Annotated in this window: 13 protein-coding genes; 9 read left to right on the top strand and 4 right to left on the bottom strand. The window is 60.2% G+C overall.

Translation table 11 applies throughout. The features are described 5' to 3' along the window. Nucleotide 1: 1 nt before the first annotated feature. From LCM4573_RS08080 to LCM4573_RS08090, 3 genes are all read right to left on the bottom strand, one after another. Nucleotides 2-997, bottom strand: coding sequence for a D-2-hydroxyacid dehydrogenase (locus LCM4573_RS08080; RefSeq protein ID WP_071005747.1), 996 nt, complete (start codon nucleotides 995-997; stop codon nucleotides 2-4). Nucleotides 998-1,120: 123 nt separating this feature from the next. Continuing rightward, nucleotides 1,121-3,070 (bottom strand): ABC transporter substrate-binding protein, encoded by a 1,950-nt coding sequence (locus tag LCM4573_RS08085; RefSeq protein ID WP_083347352.1) that lies wholly within the window; start codon nucleotides 3,068-3,070, stop codon nucleotides 1,121-1,123. A 223-nt stretch (nucleotides 3,071-3,293) separates the two neighbouring features. Continuing rightward, a complete protein-coding gene (locus LCM4573_RS08090; RefSeq protein ID WP_071005748.1) occupies nucleotides 3,294-4,034 on the bottom strand; it encodes a GntR family transcriptional regulator in 741 nt (246 codons plus the stop codon). Between the two features lie 217 nt (nucleotides 4,035-4,251). On the opposite strand from LCM4573_RS08090, the gene LCM4573_RS08095 reads away from it, so the two are divergent. From LCM4573_RS08095 to LCM4573_RS08105, 3 genes are all read left to right on the top strand, one after another. Beyond that, nucleotides 4,252-6,282, top strand: coding sequence for an alpha-amylase family protein (locus tag LCM4573_RS08095; protein WP_157895495.1), 2,031 nt, complete (start codon nucleotides 4,252-4,254; stop codon nucleotides 6,280-6,282). 357 nt (nucleotides 6,283-6,639) lie between these two features. Beyond that, nucleotides 6,640-7,653: an ABC transporter substrate-binding protein gene (locus LCM4573_RS08100; RefSeq protein WP_071005750.1), complete on the top strand. Its 1,014-nt coding sequence runs from the start codon at nucleotides 6,640-6,642 to the stop codon at nucleotides 7,651-7,653. A gap of 56 nt (nucleotides 7,654-7,709) precedes the next feature. Further along, entirely contained in the window at nucleotides 7,710-9,146 is a 1,437-nt protein-coding gene (locus LCM4573_RS08105) for an amidohydrolase family protein (RefSeq protein WP_071005935.1), read from the top strand. A 58-nt stretch (nucleotides 9,147-9,204) separates the two neighbouring features. Here the strand turns inward: LCM4573_RS08105 and LCM4573_RS08110 are convergent, their stop codons facing one another. Next, entirely contained in the window at nucleotides 9,205-10,257 is a 1,053-nt protein-coding gene (locus tag LCM4573_RS08110) for a LysR family transcriptional regulator (RefSeq protein ID WP_244505278.1), read from the bottom strand. Here LCM4573_RS08110 and LCM4573_RS08115 point away from each other — a divergent pair. The 6 genes from LCM4573_RS08115 to LCM4573_RS08140 all read left to right on the top strand — a co-directional run bounded on the left by LCM4573_RS08115 (nucleotide 10,246) and on the right by LCM4573_RS08140 (nucleotide 15,687). Further along, nucleotides 10,246-11,295 carry an ABC transporter substrate-binding protein gene (locus LCM4573_RS08115; RefSeq protein ID WP_244505264.1) on the top strand — a complete coding sequence of 350 codons (1,050 nt, stop codon included), beginning with the start codon at nucleotides 10,246-10,248 and terminating at the stop codon, nucleotides 11,293-11,295. The two genes, LCM4573_RS08110 and LCM4573_RS08115, sit on opposite strands and share 12 nt — an antisense overlap. A 58-nt stretch (nucleotides 11,296-11,353) precedes the next feature. Beyond that, a complete protein-coding gene (locus LCM4573_RS08120; RefSeq protein WP_071005752.1) occupies nucleotides 11,354-12,145 on the top strand; it encodes an SDR family NAD(P)-dependent oxidoreductase in 792 nt (263 codons plus the stop codon). A gap of 13 nt (nucleotides 12,146-12,158) precedes the next feature. Next, nucleotides 12,159-13,592 (top strand): allantoinase AllB, encoded by a 1,434-nt coding sequence (allB, locus tag LCM4573_RS08125; RefSeq protein ID WP_071005753.1) that lies wholly within the window; start codon nucleotides 12,159-12,161, stop codon nucleotides 13,590-13,592. A 5-nt stretch (nucleotides 13,593-13,597) separates the two neighbouring features. After that, the gene (locus LCM4573_RS08130) at nucleotides 13,598-14,437 is read left to right on the top strand and encodes an ABC transporter ATP-binding protein (protein WP_071005937.1); all 840 of its coding nucleotides are present in this window, start codon (nucleotides 13,598-13,600) and stop codon (nucleotides 14,435-14,437) included. After that, nucleotides 14,434-15,210 (top strand): ABC transporter permease, encoded by a 777-nt coding sequence (locus LCM4573_RS08135; RefSeq protein ID WP_071005754.1) that lies wholly within the window; start codon nucleotides 14,434-14,436, stop codon nucleotides 15,208-15,210. Before LCM4573_RS08130 ends, LCM4573_RS08135 begins: the two co-directional genes overlap by 4 nt. A 63-nt stretch (nucleotides 15,211-15,273) precedes the next feature. Further along, complete coding sequence (locus LCM4573_RS08140) at nucleotides 15,274-15,687, top strand: DUF3830 family protein (RefSeq protein WP_071005755.1); 414 nt, start codon at nucleotides 15,274-15,276, stop codon at nucleotides 15,685-15,687. The last annotated feature ends 5 nt before the right edge of the window (nucleotides 15,688-15,692 follow it).

Below are 15,692 nucleotides of genomic sequence, written 5' to 3' on the forward strand. Positions count from 1 at the left end.
CTTAAGCGTCCCGGGTCCAGAGATCTTCCTTCGTCATCCGGTTAAGCATCGCTTCCCCCGTCCGGTAGCGGCGGAAATTCTCGACGATCACATCGACCGACCGGTCGACCTTGTCGGGTAGGGCCGCGGTAAAATGCGGGGTGATCAGCACGTTCGGCGTATCCCACAGCGGATGATCAGCCGGCAGCGGTTCCGGACTTGTGACATCGAGACCGGCGCCCGCCAGCCGCCCGTCCTTCAGTGCTTCGATCATCGCATCCTGGTCAATGACACCGCCGCGGGACAGGTTGACGATGATCGCCGACCGTTTCATTCGGGCGATCTGCTCGCGTCCGATCATCCGGTAAGTCGCATCCGAAAGGTTGAGCACCAGCGCCAGAATGTCAGCCTCTGCGAGGATTTCGTCGATGGTCTCGTTCCTGTCGGCGCTATACATTCGATCGACACCCGGCGGCGGCGGGAGATCGCGGCGGCGATAACCGAGAACGCGCATGTTGAAGGCCTTGGCCCGGCTCGCAAGCGCAACGCCGGTATGCCCCATGCCCAGGATGCCGATCGTGCGGCCGTAGAGCGCGCGAAGATCCATCATCTCGGGCGTGCGCCGCCATTCGTGGCGCTTCTGCGCCTCATAGAAATCCGGGTAGCGCGAGCAGAGCATCAACGAGAACATCAGCACATGTTCGGCAAGCGCAGGACCCGACCGGCCGGCAGAGCCGGTGACGACGAGGCCGCGTTCAAAGACTTCGGGCCTTGCGGATTTCGTCAAGCCGGCATGGTCACAGTGAACCCATTTCAGGTTCGCAGCAGCGATGTGGCGATCGTCGAGGTCGCCGGAAAGGATGGCGACTTCGGCTTTTTCAAGCGCAGCCGAAACCGCTGCCGGATCCCTGGTATCCACGAGCAGCATGCGGTCGGAGCCGATCGCTTCCTCCAGCCGCTGCCAGTGCCCGGCGTCGAAAGGGAGGTCGCGCGCGACGAAGACAATAGGTTCCGACATCGATAACTATTCCTGGATTGCTGTTTGACAGGATGCGGGCAACTGCGCCTGCCCGCCCGGTAAGATGACGCCTGAAAAAGCCCGCCCCGGGCGGAGGAGACGACAGGGCGGGCCCCAGCAGCCCTACGACTTGGTCATGAAGTACTGCTCAGGATTGGTCGGACCCGGCGTCGGATAGATCCATGAAGCAGGCATAGAAGCCGGCACGTTGTGGAAGTTCGTCTTCTTGACGCCGTAACCGCTTGCCTCCCAGGCGATGCCCATCGTCCAGAACTCGTCGGCGGCAATGTCGAGGATCTGGTTCATCAGCTTGACCTGTTCGTCGGCGCTCGCGGAGGCTTGCAACTGGCCGTAGAGTTCCATCTGCTTGAGGGCGGCCGCAACGGGCTTCTCGGGCTTGACCTGAGCGGAGTCCGGATTGACGCCCAGGAAGTAGGCAGCCCAGGCAGGCGCCCAATAATAGCTGTCGGTGTTGGACGGGAACCACCAGCGCGGATCGAGAACGACCTCCTGGCCGGAACCGCCGCCGCGCTCCCAGGCGACTCCTTCGAGTTCCCCGGCGTCCTGACGCGTCTGGATCAGCGTACGGTCGAGCGGCGTCGGYGTCATCGCGATGCCGACCTTTGCCCATTGCGCGGCCACCAGTTCCAATGCGTCGCCGAAGACCGGATTGGCAGCGCTATAGGCGAAGGTGAAGGCGAAGGGCTTGCCATCGGGGCGCAGGCGCATGCCGTCCGACCCCTTGTTCGGCAGCACTTTGTCGAGGAAGCTGTTGGCCTGTTCGACGTCGTATTCGGTGTACTGCTTGGCAAGGCGCTCGTTGTAGTAAACCGAGCCTGGCGTCACCGAGCTCTGGGCGATTTCGCCCTGCCCCAGCCAGACGACGTCGAGCACTTCCTGGCGGTCCATGCCGTAAGAGAGGCCGATGCGGAAATCCTTGTTCTGGAAGATCGCCCGCGTATCGGGATCCTTGTGGTTGAGATTGAACATCATGACCATGAGGTTCGGGCTCGCCGGTTTTTCCTCGAAGAATTCGAAGCCACCCTTTTCGCGGCCCTCGAAGAGCACCGGCTTGTTGGCTGCGACCGCCAGATTGCGGTCCTGGAAGTCGATGTCGCCGGCAAGCGTTTTCGCGACGAGAACCTGGGGATCGGAGAGCACGTCGAAATGGCGGATATCGATATAGGGCAGTTGGTTACCTTCCGTGTCGACCTTCCAGTAGTAGGGATTGCGCTCGGCGATCGCCTGCGTTGCCGAACCGCTGCCGTAACCGGTCTTGAATATCCATGGGTTGATCGTCGGCACGTCGACATTGGACCAGAAGTTCGACCGGTTGACCATCAGGCCCACCCAGTCGGACTGGCCGGAGGTGGAGATCTCCTTCTGGATGTCGGGATTGTACTTGGGGTGGAATTTTTCCAGATAATGCCGGGGATAACGGACCGTTGCATTGTCGAGCGGCCGCGCCGTGGCGAGATACTGCAGGAAGATGCCCTTCGGGTTCTTGAAATTGAACTGGAAGGTGGTCTTGTCGACCATCTTGAAGTCGACCGGCGAACCATCGGTATTGATAAAGGGTTCCGAAGGGGTCGGCGTGAACTGTTTATTGGTGAAAAGATCCTCGTACCAAAAGCGCACGTCGTCGGCGGTGAAGGGGGCACCGTCCGACCATTTCATGCCGTCGCGAAGATGGACGGTGAAACTCTTGGCGTCCTCACTGACCTCAATCGATTCGGCGATGTTCGGCACGACTTCCTTCCAGTCGGGAGACCAGCGCATCAGGTTTTCATAAGAGACCGTTCTCAGGATCCAGCCATCGTCGGAACCGCCGACCAAGGCCGAGCGCCAGGTCCCGCCATATTCACCGACGCGTTCGGCCGGCTTGACGACCAGCGGGTTCTTCGGCAGGCGCTCTTCAAGCGGCGGCAGGCTCTTTGCTTCGACCAGCTTTGCCAGCATCGGCGATTCGCCGGCTGCCGCGGGAAGCGCGGCGCCCAAGGCAAGGGCAAGGCCGCAGGCGACCGACATCCGCCGGGCCGCCGCAGCCACAAACATTCTCGCAAGCATCTTCATCCGACTCCTCCCAAAGTCTGCGTATAGGAAGTGACCGTGTTACTGCCCGCCTGCCCTCCGTCTTTTCAGACGGATCACCGCAAACCGCGCAGGCATTCACCTCACATTGGGGATGATATCGGATAATGTGCGATTTTTGTATAAAAATCCATTAAGTTGCGAATGTTAGGTAGTTTAATGTGTTATTTCAGATAAATAGTGGGCACATCGCAACTCCGGCAACTCACATTGCCTCCTCACCCGCATCCCTCAGGCGATCGCGCCGCATGTTGGCAAGGAACACCGCGCGCGAATTGCGCATATGCCGCTCGATGACCTCGATGGCCTTGTCGGGATCGCCCTTTTCCACCGCTTCGATCAATTCCCAGTGCTCACTGCTCGATCGCCGCATGTGGGCGAGCGTGAGCGGATTCTTGCGCGACAGGGCCCGCAGCCAACCATTGTGCTGTTTCATGATCCGCACCGCCTCGACATTGAAATGCCGCTCGATGATGAAATCATGGAAGGCGAGATTGTTCTGGTGGAAGCTCGGATAGTCGGCTGCGTCAACCGCGGCCTGGCAGCCCTCCTGGTAGCGCTTCAGGACCGCGACGTCCTCAGGTGTCGCGTATTCCACGAAAGCCCTGACAAAATAGGGTTCCAGGAGCCCGCGGATATCGAAGATATTCTGGACGAGATCCTCGTTGATCAGCCGCACGCGGGCGCCGCGGTTATGCATGATGACGACGAGCCCCTCACCTTCCAGGGCCTGCAGTGCCTCACGGGCCGGATTGGTACTCGTTTGGTAGCGCTCGACGATTTCCGACACTTTCAGCCGCGCGCCGGCCGGGATGCGGCCTTCGAGAATGTCGTCGCGCAGCAGCTGCTGCAGGCGTCCATAACCCGGTTCGCGCACCTCCCGGCCCTCGGCTGCCTTGCCGCGTACTGCGGATGTCTGTCCTTGCCTGGCAGCGCGCTGCTCCATGATCTCTCCCTTTGCGGTTGGACAACTGTTCGCGAAGATTAGCATCAATCTGAGGGCACGGATCAAGAATTTTACACGTTCCCCATAAAACCCGGCACTCATTCGGCAGGATATTGACATATCACACATAATCATGGACATTTTATGTGTTATTTACTCATAACGCATGCTCGGACAGGCCGGCCGCGCCCGCAAATCCGAAAATCGGGAGGAAATCATGACGGAGTGGTGGCGCCGCACGCAGCGCATTGTTCAGACCAATCTGCGGCTGACCGATGGCACCCTGGATCCCGAGCGGCTGGCGGCCGACGTCGCAGCCTTCGGCGCGACGGCGATGCTGTTCAATGTCGGCGGCATCTTCGCCTGGTACCCGACCGAACTTGGTCTTCAGGCGAAGAACCCCATGCTTCAGGGTGACTTGCTCCGCCGCATGATCGATGCCGCGCATCGTCACGACATCCGCTTCATAGGCCGGTACGACCTGTCAAAGGCAACCCGGATCGCCTACGATGCACACCCGGAATGGTTCTGCCGCGACCGCGAAGGACACGCCTTCGAATACAACGGCACCTATCAGGCTTGCGTCAACGGCGGCTGGTATCACCATCAGGGTGTCCAGGTGCTCAAGGAATCCCTTGGCCGCTACGATATCGACGGGCTGTTCTTTAACATGTTCGGTTATCTCAGCACCGACTACAGCTACCGGCAGTATGGGCTTTGCCACTGCGAAAACTGCCGGCGCGAATTTCATGCCTTCTCGGGCGAGGAGCTGCCCCAACGCGCCGATGTCTCCGACAGGCTGTACCGCGCCTATCTGCGCTTCCAGGAGATCACCAGCCGGGCGCTTTCGGAAGAGATCTGCGACGTCGTCAAATCGGTCCGTCCGGGCGTTGCCGTCTCGAACATGGGCCGCAGAAGCGACTTCTTCCGCGGCGAGGTAAACCGCCGGCTGGACCGTCCGCATCCCGAATGGGTGCACCTCTCCGGCGAAGAGGCCCGCAACTTCCGCTCACTTGGCGGCGGTCATACTCGCTATTCCAGCGCATTGACGCATTTTGTCGACTTTCCCTGGCGCTACAGCGCCGAGACGGGCGCCGCGCAGGCATTGCGCCTCGCCCAGCAGCTCGCCAAYGGGGCGGATCCGCATTACTATTTCATGGGTAAGCTCGATCAGGCCGACCGCAAGCCACTACCGGCCGTGCGGGCGATTTTCGACTATCACCGCGACAACGAAGCGCTCTACGGCGATCTGGAATCCGCCGCCCGCGTCGCGCTCTACACGTCACACAAGTCGCGCCGCTACCATCCGCGCAGTGGAGCTTCCATCGCCGCCTTCCGCGGTGCCTATCGGGCGCTGGTCGATGCCGGCATCGCTTTCGACACGATCCATGACCTGCGGGCCGGTGAAGCGGATTTTGCCGAGGCGCACAGCCGCTATGAGACGATCATCCTCGCCGGCGCCGGCTGCATGAGCCAGGCCGAGGCGACGTCGCTGGACGCCTTTGTCGAGGCCGGCGGCACGCTGCTGATGATCGGCGATGCCGCCAGCTATGACGAAACAGGCGAGCCGCTGCCGCAGAACCGGTTGAACTCCCGTCCCTTCACCAAGGTGGAGGAGGTTCTCGAGGAGATGCGCGGCGGTTATGTCAGGACGAGCCCCGGCACCCGCACCCTCGGCGGGCTCGATTCCGATCTCATCCTGCTGGATGGTCCCTACCGACGCGTCATCCCCAAGCCCGGCGCCCGGACACTCTATTCGGTCCTCCTGCCGCAGCGTTTTGGGCCGCCGGAACTCTGCTATCCGGATCCGGAACTCGACACCGACCTGCCAGGTGTGTTGCTTGCAGGTCACGGCAAGGGACAGGCGATCTATATCCCATGGAACGTCGACATGCTCTACCACGAGCACGGGCTGCTCGAGCACCGTGCGCTGCTCGCGCAATTGGCGTTGAAGTTCGCACCGGCGAAAATCTCCCTATCCGCGCCGCGGCGGCTCGAAATGACCGTGCAGCGTCATCGCGAAAGCGGTGATCTCGTCGTGCATCTGGTGAATTACTCCGGTCAGAACGACAATTGCTATGACGAGCCGATCACCATCCACGACATGGATCTCCTGCTTGACCTGCCGGTTGTCACCTGCCGCGCTCTGGTAGCAGGCAAGGCTCTGGCCGTCGAAACCGACGGCAACGGCCGCCAGAAAGTGAGACTTCCGCCGATCGGCTATTTCGAGGCAATCCGCATCAGATAGCAGGAACTGATGTTTGGGATTCTGGCCGCCGTTCGGCAGAAGCAGCACCGGGCTGCTCTGCGGTTGAGGTCGTACTCGCTTGAACCCGACGAGCCAGTGCAACCATTTCGGCATCACATCTGCACGAAAACAGCAATAGCCCGCCCGACGGTCTGCACGTAACGTTGCGCTGCCTCCACCCTGCCATCACAGGATCCGGGGCGACCACCGCAGCAGATGCTCCTTAGCGCGTCATGATCGGCAAGCCACAGATCGGGTAGGAAGCCTCCGCCCGCAGGATCGGGCTGCGCACCGGCTAAGCCATGCACGCCTTGCGACGGTGTCGATGAAGACACGACCTTCAGAATGGGAACAGAAATGAGAAAACTCATCCGATCGCTGGTTATACCCGTACTTATGTTTGCCTCGCAGACACAGGCCGCAGATCTACCGATCAAGCTGACGCTCGACTGGAAAATCCAGGGTATCCACTCCTGGTTCTACATGGCCAGAGATAAAGGCTATTTCGCCGAGGAGGGACTGGAGGTTCAGATCGATCAAGGCGAAGGCTCGGCGGTGACCGTCACGCGCATCATGTCAGGCGCCTATGATGCGGGCTTCGGCGACATGAACGCCATTATCCAGAACGCATTGTCAAAGCCCGACGAAGCACCCGTCATGGTCTACCAGATCTACAACCAGCCGCCATTTTCCGTGCTGGTCAAAAAGGATGGACCCGTCAAAAATCTCCAGCAGCTCGCAGGCCTGAGGGTCGGTAGCCCGGCCGGCTCGGCAGCAGGTCGCCTCTTTCCCGCGCTCACATCCAAAGCCGGCCTTGATCCGGCAAGCGTGGAGATCGTCAATGTCGCACCAAACCTCCAGGAGCAGATGCTGATCCGGGGCAATGTGGATGCGAGCCTGGTCTTCAACGTCACCAGCTATCTCAATCTTGTCGGCCTCGGCCTGAATCCAGACGAGGACTTCACTTGGTACAATTACGGCGACCGCGGTGTGGACATCTACTCGAATGGCCTCATGGTTTCCCGCAAATTGATAAACGAGCACCCAGAGGCCGTCCGGGGGTTGGTAAAGGCGGTCAATCGCGCCATGGTGGAGATCGTCGGCGATCCGGCGCTCGGTGCTGCCACAGTCGAGGCGGTTGAGCCGCTCATCGACGAAGCGTTGGAAAAGCGCCGGATCGAGTTCGCCATCAAGAACCTGATCGTTTCAGTAGAGACCGGTAAGGTGGGATTGGGCGGCATGGATGTTGCCCGCCTTGCCCGCTCGATCGAGAGCATCAAGGCAGCCTATGAGCTCGAAGGTGATATAGCGCCGGAACAGATATTCTCGGCCGAATACCTGCCGCCTGTCGCAGAGCGCACTGTTGACTAGCCCTTGCGAGGCTTCGGAATCGTCCAAGGCCCGCCACCACTTATGCCGGAATGATCATGACCGACCGACAAATCATAGTTTCGCAGGCCCTGATCGGCCCTGGTTACGAGCCGACAGGACCTGTTGAACTTCGGATCGAAGCGGGACATCTCCGCGAAATCCGGCCCGTATCTCGAGAGGACACGGCACCAGGGGTTCTGGCAATCCCGGCTCTGGTCGATGGGCACAATCATGCAAGACCTCTGTCGCCGACGTCGTTCGGGGCGGGTATGAAGCCACTCGAGTCCTGGCTGCCGTCCCTCGCCGGTATCCCGTCCGTAGATCCGTATCTTGCTGCGGCCGCTTCGTTCGGTCGATCCGCTCGCGGCGGCTGCGTCGGTGTTATGGTGCATCTTATCCGGCCCATGGGGCGCGAACCTTTGACGAAAGAAGTACACGCCTATGCACAGGCCGCATCTGACACAGGCCTGTCGATCGGCTTTGCGGTCGCCATGCGGGACCGCAATCCGATCGTCTACGGCAATCATTCGGCGATCGCTGCGAAACTGGCGGATCGGTTTCGGATAGACGATATCTGGCGGGCCGAAACCATGTCGCCAGAGGATCAGGTCCAGCGTGTCGCCGATGTAGCGGCGGAAATGCAAAGCCACCCCCACGTGGATGTGCAGTTCGGCCCCAACGGCGTGCAGTGGTGCTCCGATCACCTCCTGCAAGCGATCGCCAACGCATCGGCAGAGACCGGGCGTCGTGTGCACATGCACTTCCTGGAGACCCGCGAACAACGGAAATGGGCTGACCGCACCTATCCTGGCGGCATTGTTGAGCGCTTGCGCGAAATCGGCCTTTTGTCCCCACGCCTCACACTTGCTCACTGTGTTTGGGCAAGGCCGGTGGAACTCGCTGTCCTGGCGCAGCATGGAGTGACGATCGCCGTCAATCCATCGTCGAACTTGCACCTGCGGTCGGGCGTCGCACGCGTCGGGCGGATGAAGGCTTCCGGCCTGCGGTTTGGGCTCGGCTTGGACGGATGCGCATTCGACGAGGATGATGACGCCTTGCGGGAATTACGCCTGTTCCGCCTGCTCAACGCAGGAATTGCCTTTGACGAGGAGATAACGCCCGCAGACGCGTTGGCCGGGGCCTGCGTAACCGGTCGGGAAATTATTGGCCTTGGCACCGGAGGGCGAATCGAGGTCGGCATGCCTGCCGATCTTCTCCTGCTCGATCTCGACCGGCTCGATAAAGACCGCGTCACAGAGGTCGACCCACGCCACTATCTCTTCGCCCGCGCCACACGCGAGCACATCATCGAAGTCATCAAGGGCGGGCGGACGATTGTTCGGGATGGACAGGTGGTCGGTTTCGACCTGGATGCCACAGAGGACGTTCTTCGTCAGCAATATCGGGCGGCGATCGGTTCGACGCGGCATGTCCGGGAGGCTTTTTCAGCACTTGAGCCATTGATYGGCGAACATTATCGAGGCTGCTGCTAAGGCCGCCCGCTGGCCGCGCGGAAAAGATCGGCTCGTAGCCGCAGGTTCCTGCCCACTCCTACTTCATTGCCTTGATCAGCCTGTCTGCGAAGCTGGCTGCAGCGATCGGAAGGACCCGCCCTCGAAGCTGACAGAGGACGAGGTCCGAGCGGGGTATGTCGCGCTCGTCGATGGCGCGGCCGATGACCCCCATCCCGAAATCCTCGCGCGGCGCTCCAGCTTCGATCTGAAACGAGATCATGTTGCCGCGAAGGGCTAGCCCTCTCAACATCTCGAACGAATTGGATTCAGCCATGATATCGAAACGAAAATCGCGGCGGGCGATGACTTCATCCAGAACTTGCCTGCCTCCGAGACTTTGATCGGGCAATGCGAGCGGATAGCCGACGCAATCCGACAACCGTAGCGTCTGTTTTGCGGCCAAGGGGTGATCGTCCCGCATGATCGCGACCAGCCTTTGCGGAACCGACGTGAGAATGCGAACGGCAGGCCGCATGACGGCACGATAAACGAGAGCGAGATCGACGTCGTATTCGATCAGTGCTGCGATCGCGGCGTCGTGATCCATCACTTTAAGATCGAAAACCAAGCGTGGGTTATCCTTTCGGAATTCGCCGATCTGCGACGGCAAAAAATCAAGTGCCAAAGCCTGGCTGCAGGCGATTTTGACCGGGCCCCGCCGTAGCCCGCGCAAATCCTCCACCTGTGAACTGAGGCGTTCGGCATCGGCGATCTGGCTTCTGGCATAGCGAACGAACATCTCGCCGGCAGTGGTCAGCTTCACGCCTCGCGCACGTCTCTCGAAAATCGGGGTTCCTATTTCGAGCTCGAGATCCTGGATCTTGCGGTTCATTGCCGAGGCCGTGATGTTCATCCGCTCCGCAGCCTGCCGGATCGAGCCCGCCCTGGCAATTTCAGAAACCTGCTGGAGCAATTTCAGGTGACGCATCGCATACTCCCAGTGATGCCTTTTTGGCACCGCTAATGAACGAAAATTGCGGTTGAGATACACACTGGACCGTGTACTCTCGCATTGCAACATAATTGAATGAGCTGTCGCGAACGGCGGCCTCCACCGACCAGACAAGGGAACAAAAATATGGCTGATCACCAAATGAAGACGCGTGCCCGTAGAACCGTACTGGCCGCGATCGCGGCTTTCTCAACACTCGGCGCAGCTACCGCGACGCAGGCCGAGACCGACATCAAGCTCGTCCTCAACTGGAAATACCAAGGGCCACAGGGTCTGCTGTTCCTCGCCGAGGACAAGGGTTACTTCAAGGAAGAAGGCTTGAACGTGACCATGGACCAGGGCAACGGCTCCGGCGCAGCGGTTCCGCTTGTCGCTAATGGCGCCTACGACATGGGATTCGGCGATATCAACGCGCTCATCGAACTTGCCGCTAAAAAGCCCGACGATGCGCCGGTCGGCGTCTTCATGATGTATAACCAGCCTCCCTTTACCATCGCGGTCAAGGCGGACAGCCCCATCAAGTCGCCAGCCGATTTCCCCGGCCACATCCTTGGCGGTGCGGCCAATGATGGCGCCCTCAAGCTCTTCCCTGCTCTGTGCTCGATATCCAAGACCGATTGCTCAAAGGTCGAAGTGACCAACATGCAGCCGAACCTGCGCGAACAGATGCTGATGAAGGGTCAGGTCGACGGCGTCTTCGGTTATGTCAACACCATCCGCTTCAGCGCCAAGCTGATCGGTGTCGATCCGGACAAGGAAATCCGCTTCATCAGCTACGGCGATTACGGGATGGACCTCTACTCCAATGCCATTATCGTTGCGAAGAGCTTCGCGAAGGAAAACCCGGAGGCCGTGAGGGGATTTTTGCGCGCGCTCAACAGGAGCATCAAGGAGGCCATCAAGGACCCCGATGCAGCCGTCGCGGCGGTAAAGGCACGCGAACCTCTGATCAAGACCGATGTAGAGCGCGAACGTTTTGACGCAACGCTGGCTGACGAGATGTCCCATCCCGAAGTCGCCAAGATAGGCCTCGGTGATATCGAGGAGGCACGTCTTGCAAAGTCCATCGATATCCTCGTCCAGGCAAACGGCCTGCCACGCACGCCATCGGTCGGCGAAGTGTTCGACCGGAGCTTCCTGCCGGCCAGAAGCGAACTCCTGACCTCGGTCGAATAAGAAACGGCGCGCAACGCGCCGTTCCCCCTCCCCCAGACGATTAGAATGGAACAACATCATGGACTTGATGCTGAAGGATAAGGTCGCGTTCATCACCGGCCCGGCTAAGGGCATGGGCGCGGCAATAACCCTTGCCTTCGCGAAAGAAGGCTGCAAGCTCGCCCTTGTCGGCCGCGATACGGCGGCCATAGAACCGGTGGCCGAAGAGGCTCGGTCCAAAGGTTGCTCGGCTCTCGTCATCGGCTGCGACCTGACGGATGCCGCACAATGCGACGCGGCTGCCAGCAAGACGGTTGAAACCTTCGGCCGCATCGACGTCCTGGTCAATGTTGCTGGTGGCTCCGGTCCGATGGGCAAGACCGGCGTCGAAACCACGCCAGACGAATTCGACGAGATCGTCACGCTCAACATGAACGGCTGCTTCCACACGATCCGCTCGGTCCTGCCGTCGATGATCGAGAACCGATACGGCAAGGTCATCAATGTCGGCGGCACGTTTGGGATGAAGGGGCGCGCGGGGCGTCTCGCCTACTCCGCCTCCAAATGGGGCCTGCGCGGCATCACCAAGAGCTTTGCGCTGGAAGTCGGGCAGCACAATATCAACGTCAACTGCGTCGCCCCGGGCATGGTCGATGGGCCACGCTTCCGTGACAAGGTCTGCAAGACCATGGCCCTTAAGTTCGGCATTTCCGAGGAAGAGGCCGCCATCCGTCATGCGCAAGACTATGCACTGAAGCGTATTACCGTCGATGAGGACGTCGCGAGTGCCTGCCTGTTCCTCGCCAGCGACGTTTCGCGCCAGATCACCGGCGTTGATCTGCCCGTCGATGGCGGATGGGCCGCCCTTTAAAGGAGATTTCAGAATGAACAGCGAGATCATCGCGGACCTCGTCGTCAACGGCGGAACGATCGTCACCCCGGATACGCAATATCAGGCCAGCATCGCCATCAAGGAAGGCAAGATCCTGGCGATCGGCGATGAAGAAGCCATGCCCGAGGCGAAAGAGAGCCTGAATGCAACAGGCCTCCATATTCTGCCCGGCGCAATCGACGTGCACGTTCATTTCCGCGATCCCGGCTATCCGCAGAAGGAAGATTTTGCCAGCGGCACGGCAGCCGCCGCCTTTGGCGGTGTGACCACCGTCTTCGATATGCCGAACACGCTACCCGCGGTCGCCGATGCCAAGTCCTTGGCTGACAAGCATGCGCTTGCCGCCGCCAAAGCCCATGTTGATTACGGCCTCTACGCCGTGCTCGGTGAAGACAGTTTACCCAATATAGCAGAGTTGATCGAAGGCGGCGTCATCGGCTTCAAATGCTACATGGGCAATACATTCGGCCGCATCCCGTCTCCGACAACCGGTGCCATGCTCGAACTCTTCGAGATCGTGGCGCCGACCGGCAAACGCATCTCACTGCATGCCGAAACAAACTCGATCATGGAACGCCGTGAGGCGCGTCTGCGCGCCATGGGCCGCACTGATCCGCTTGCGCACCTCGCCGCCCGCCCGGCAGTCGTCGCCACCGAAGCCGTAGAGCGCGCGGCGACGCTTGCGGAATGGACCGGAGCCCGCATCCATATCCTGCACATCTCGTCAGCGGCCGAACTTCGGCCTTTAGCAGAGGCCAAGGCCCGGGGTGTCGACATCACCGGCGAGACCTGCCCCCAATATCTGCTCCTCTCGACCAACGACTACGAGGAAAAGCGAGGTGTCATCCGCGTCAACCCGCCGGTGCGCGAGATCGAGAACCAGGGGCCTATCTGGGAGGCGCTCGTCGACGGCACGATCGACATGATCGCCACCGACCATGCCCCCCATTCCGTCGAAGAGAAAACGCGTGAGGACATCTGGACCGTCGATTGCGGCTTCCCCGGTGTCGAAACCCAGATGCCGCTGATGTTGACCGAGGTCGCCCGTCGGCAGGCGAGCCTGTCAGACTACGTTCGCTGGAGCGCAGAAAAGCCAGCAAAATGCTGGGGTCTGTACCCGACCAAGGGCGCGCTGATGGTCGGCTCCGACGCAGATCTTGCCATCGTCGATACCAATCGCGAGTGGACGATCGACGATGGCAAGATCCAGTCGACGGCCAAAATCTCGCCATGGCACGGCATGAAGGCGACTGCGTTGCCGATCCATACCATCGTACGCGGCCGCTTCGTGATGAAGCACCGTACACTGCAGAACGAAGCGAAGGGCTGGGGCCGTTCGGTTCATGCGATCCAGCAGATGCCGATACCTGAGGTCCGTAACGCCGACCAGACAATGGCAGCCGTCACTGCTCCCCGGAAGGGTTGATCGCCATGAACCAAGCTCTCGCGACTGGGGTCGTGCCCCGTAATCCTGTGATCGATCTGGAACGTGTGAACGTCACCTTCGGGGGTGAAAAGAACAAGACGGTGGCCTTGGCGGAAACGTCGCTGCGGATTGAAAAAGGGGAGTTCGTCGCGCTCGTCGGGCCATCCGGCTGCGGCAAGTCGACGATCCTGAAACTCGTAGCCGGCACGCTCTCGCCGTCAGAAGGCAATATCTTCGTCACCGGACGGGAGATCGGCGCGAACGAGGTACGGATCGGCATGGCGTTCCAGAATCCGACCCTGCTGCCGTGGCTCAACATCCGCGACAACGTGATGATGCCACTGAAGATCGTTCCGCCCTACAAACATGGCTACACGAAGAAAAAGAACGGCGAGTATCGGGAACGCGCCGAGGCGCTTCTCGCCAAGGTCGGGCTGTCTGGTTTCGGCGAAAAATTCCCGTGGCAGCTCTCAGGCGGCATGCAACAGCGCGCCTCCCTGTGCCGCGCACTGATTCATGATCCAACCCTGCTTCTGCTCGACGAACCATTCGGCGCGCTCGATCAGTTTACCCGCGAGGAGCTCTGGGAAATCATGCAGAATCTCTGGATCGAGAAGAAGCCGACAGTTCTCCTGGTGACCCATGACCTCAAGGAGGCAGCCTACCTCGCCTCGCGCATTTGCGTCATGCAGGCGCGGCCGGGGCGCATCATAGAAGACAGTACCGTGCCTTTCTCCCGGCCACGTACCATCGATGTGTCTTTCGAACCTGATTTTGTTTCCCTCACTCAGAGGCTCCGCGAGCGCATCGTCGCGGCGCGAGCCGTCAAGGAGCAACAGCCATGAAGCCGGACACCAGACGCCGCGTCCTCTCCGCTTGCTGCATTCTCGGCTCCTTCGTTGCCTGGGAAGCCATCTGCCTTGCATTCGGCGTGTCGGAAATGGTGCTGCCAAGACCGACACAAGCGATCTACACGCTGGTCTCGCAGTTTCCCGCGATCTGGCCGCACGCGTTTCAGACCATTTATACGACTTTGGTCGGGCTTGGGCTTGGCATCCTGATCGGTGTCCTTCTCGGCATGTTGATCGGCTCCTCAAGGCTTGCCTATGACGTCGCCTATCCGATGCTGGTTGGCTTTTCCTCGATCCCCAAGGTCGCCATCGTGCCAATTCTCGTGCTTTGGTTCGGCGCTGGAACGGTACCGGCAATTCTCACGGCGATGGTCATGTGTGTCTTCCCAATCGTCGTCAACGTCGCGACAGGGCTCGCGTCGACGGAGCCCGAACTACAGGATGTCATGCGGACCCTGAAGGCAACGAAGCTCGAGATCCTCTGGAATATCGGCCTGCCGCGAACGATGCCCTATTTCTTCGCATCGCTTAAGGTCGCTGCGACGCTTGCCTTCGTCGGTACAGTCATTGCCGAAACAGTCGCCTCGAATCGAGGCATCGGCAACCTGATGATGATTGCGAGTTCCAGTTTCGACGTGCCGCTCGTCTTTGCCGGACTGTTCATTCTCGCTAGCCTCGGCGTCACCCTCTACATTGTATTCTCCGCCATCGAAGCCCGCGTGACCGGCTGGGCAGTGCGCAGCGACGATTTCGCGTCCAACGGCTGATCTTTCCAACCCATTCTCGTAAAACCTCCCTCGTCGAGAGAAGCCACATTCACAGGAACGTTCATGACAAAGCTCAGGATCACCGCCGGCCCCTTCACCTTCGATGCCCGACTGGAAACTCAGGATGCGCCGAAGACCTGCGCATCATTCCTCAAGCGCCTCCCATACGAAAGCAAGATCGTTCACGTCCGCTGGAGCGGTGAAGGCGTCTGGGTTCCGCTCGGCGATGAAGACTTCGGAGTCACCTATGAGAACCACACGAGCCATCCGGCCCCGGGGCACATCATTCTTTACCCGGGCGGCATCAGCGAGACGGAAATACTGCTTGCATATGGCGGCGTCGACTTCTCCTCCAAGATGGGGCAGCTTGCCGGCAATCACTTTATCACCCTGACGTCAGGGCTCGAGAACCTGAAGGCACTCGGCAACATGACACTTTGGGAGGGCGCCCAGCCCATTCGCTTCGAACTGGCCTGATCGGT

It is taken from the genome of Rhizobium sp. LCM 4573 (assembly GCF_001854865.1).
Lineage (GTDB): Bacteria > Pseudomonadota > Alphaproteobacteria > Rhizobiales > Rhizobiaceae > Neorhizobium.

Excerpts from the sequence above, each read along its gene's own strand:
- LCM4573_RS08080 (WP_071005747.1), bottom strand. The coding sequence starts at position 997 with ATGTCGGAACCTATTGTCTTCGTCGCGCGCGACCTCCCTTTCGACGCC.
- LCM4573_RS08090 (WP_071005748.1), bottom strand. The coding sequence starts at position 4,034 with ATGGAGCAGCGCGCTGCCAGGCAAGGACAGACATCCGCAGTACGCGGC.
- LCM4573_RS08100 (WP_071005750.1), top strand. The coding sequence starts at position 6,640 with ATGAGAAAACTCATCCGATCGCTGGTTATACCCGTACTTATGTTTGCC.
- LCM4573_RS08115 (WP_244505264.1), top strand. The coding sequence starts at position 10,246 with ATGGCTGATCACCAAATGAAGACGCGTGCCCGTAGAACCGTACTGGCC.
- LCM4573_RS08120 (WP_071005752.1), top strand. The coding sequence starts at position 11,354 with ATGGACTTGATGCTGAAGGATAAGGTCGCGTTCATCACCGGCCCGGCT.
- allB (WP_071005753.1), top strand. The coding sequence starts at position 12,159 with ATGAACAGCGAGATCATCGCGGACCTCGTCGTCAACGGCGGAACGATC.
- LCM4573_RS08130 (WP_071005937.1), top strand. The coding sequence starts at position 13,598 with ATGAACCAAGCTCTCGCGACTGGGGTCGTGCCCCGTAATCCTGTGATC.
- LCM4573_RS08135 (WP_071005754.1), top strand. The coding sequence starts at position 14,434 with ATGAAGCCGGACACCAGACGCCGCGTCCTCTCCGCTTGCTGCATTCTC.
- LCM4573_RS08140 (WP_071005755.1), top strand. The coding sequence starts at position 15,274 with ATGACAAAGCTCAGGATCACCGCCGGCCCCTTCACCTTCGATGCCCGA.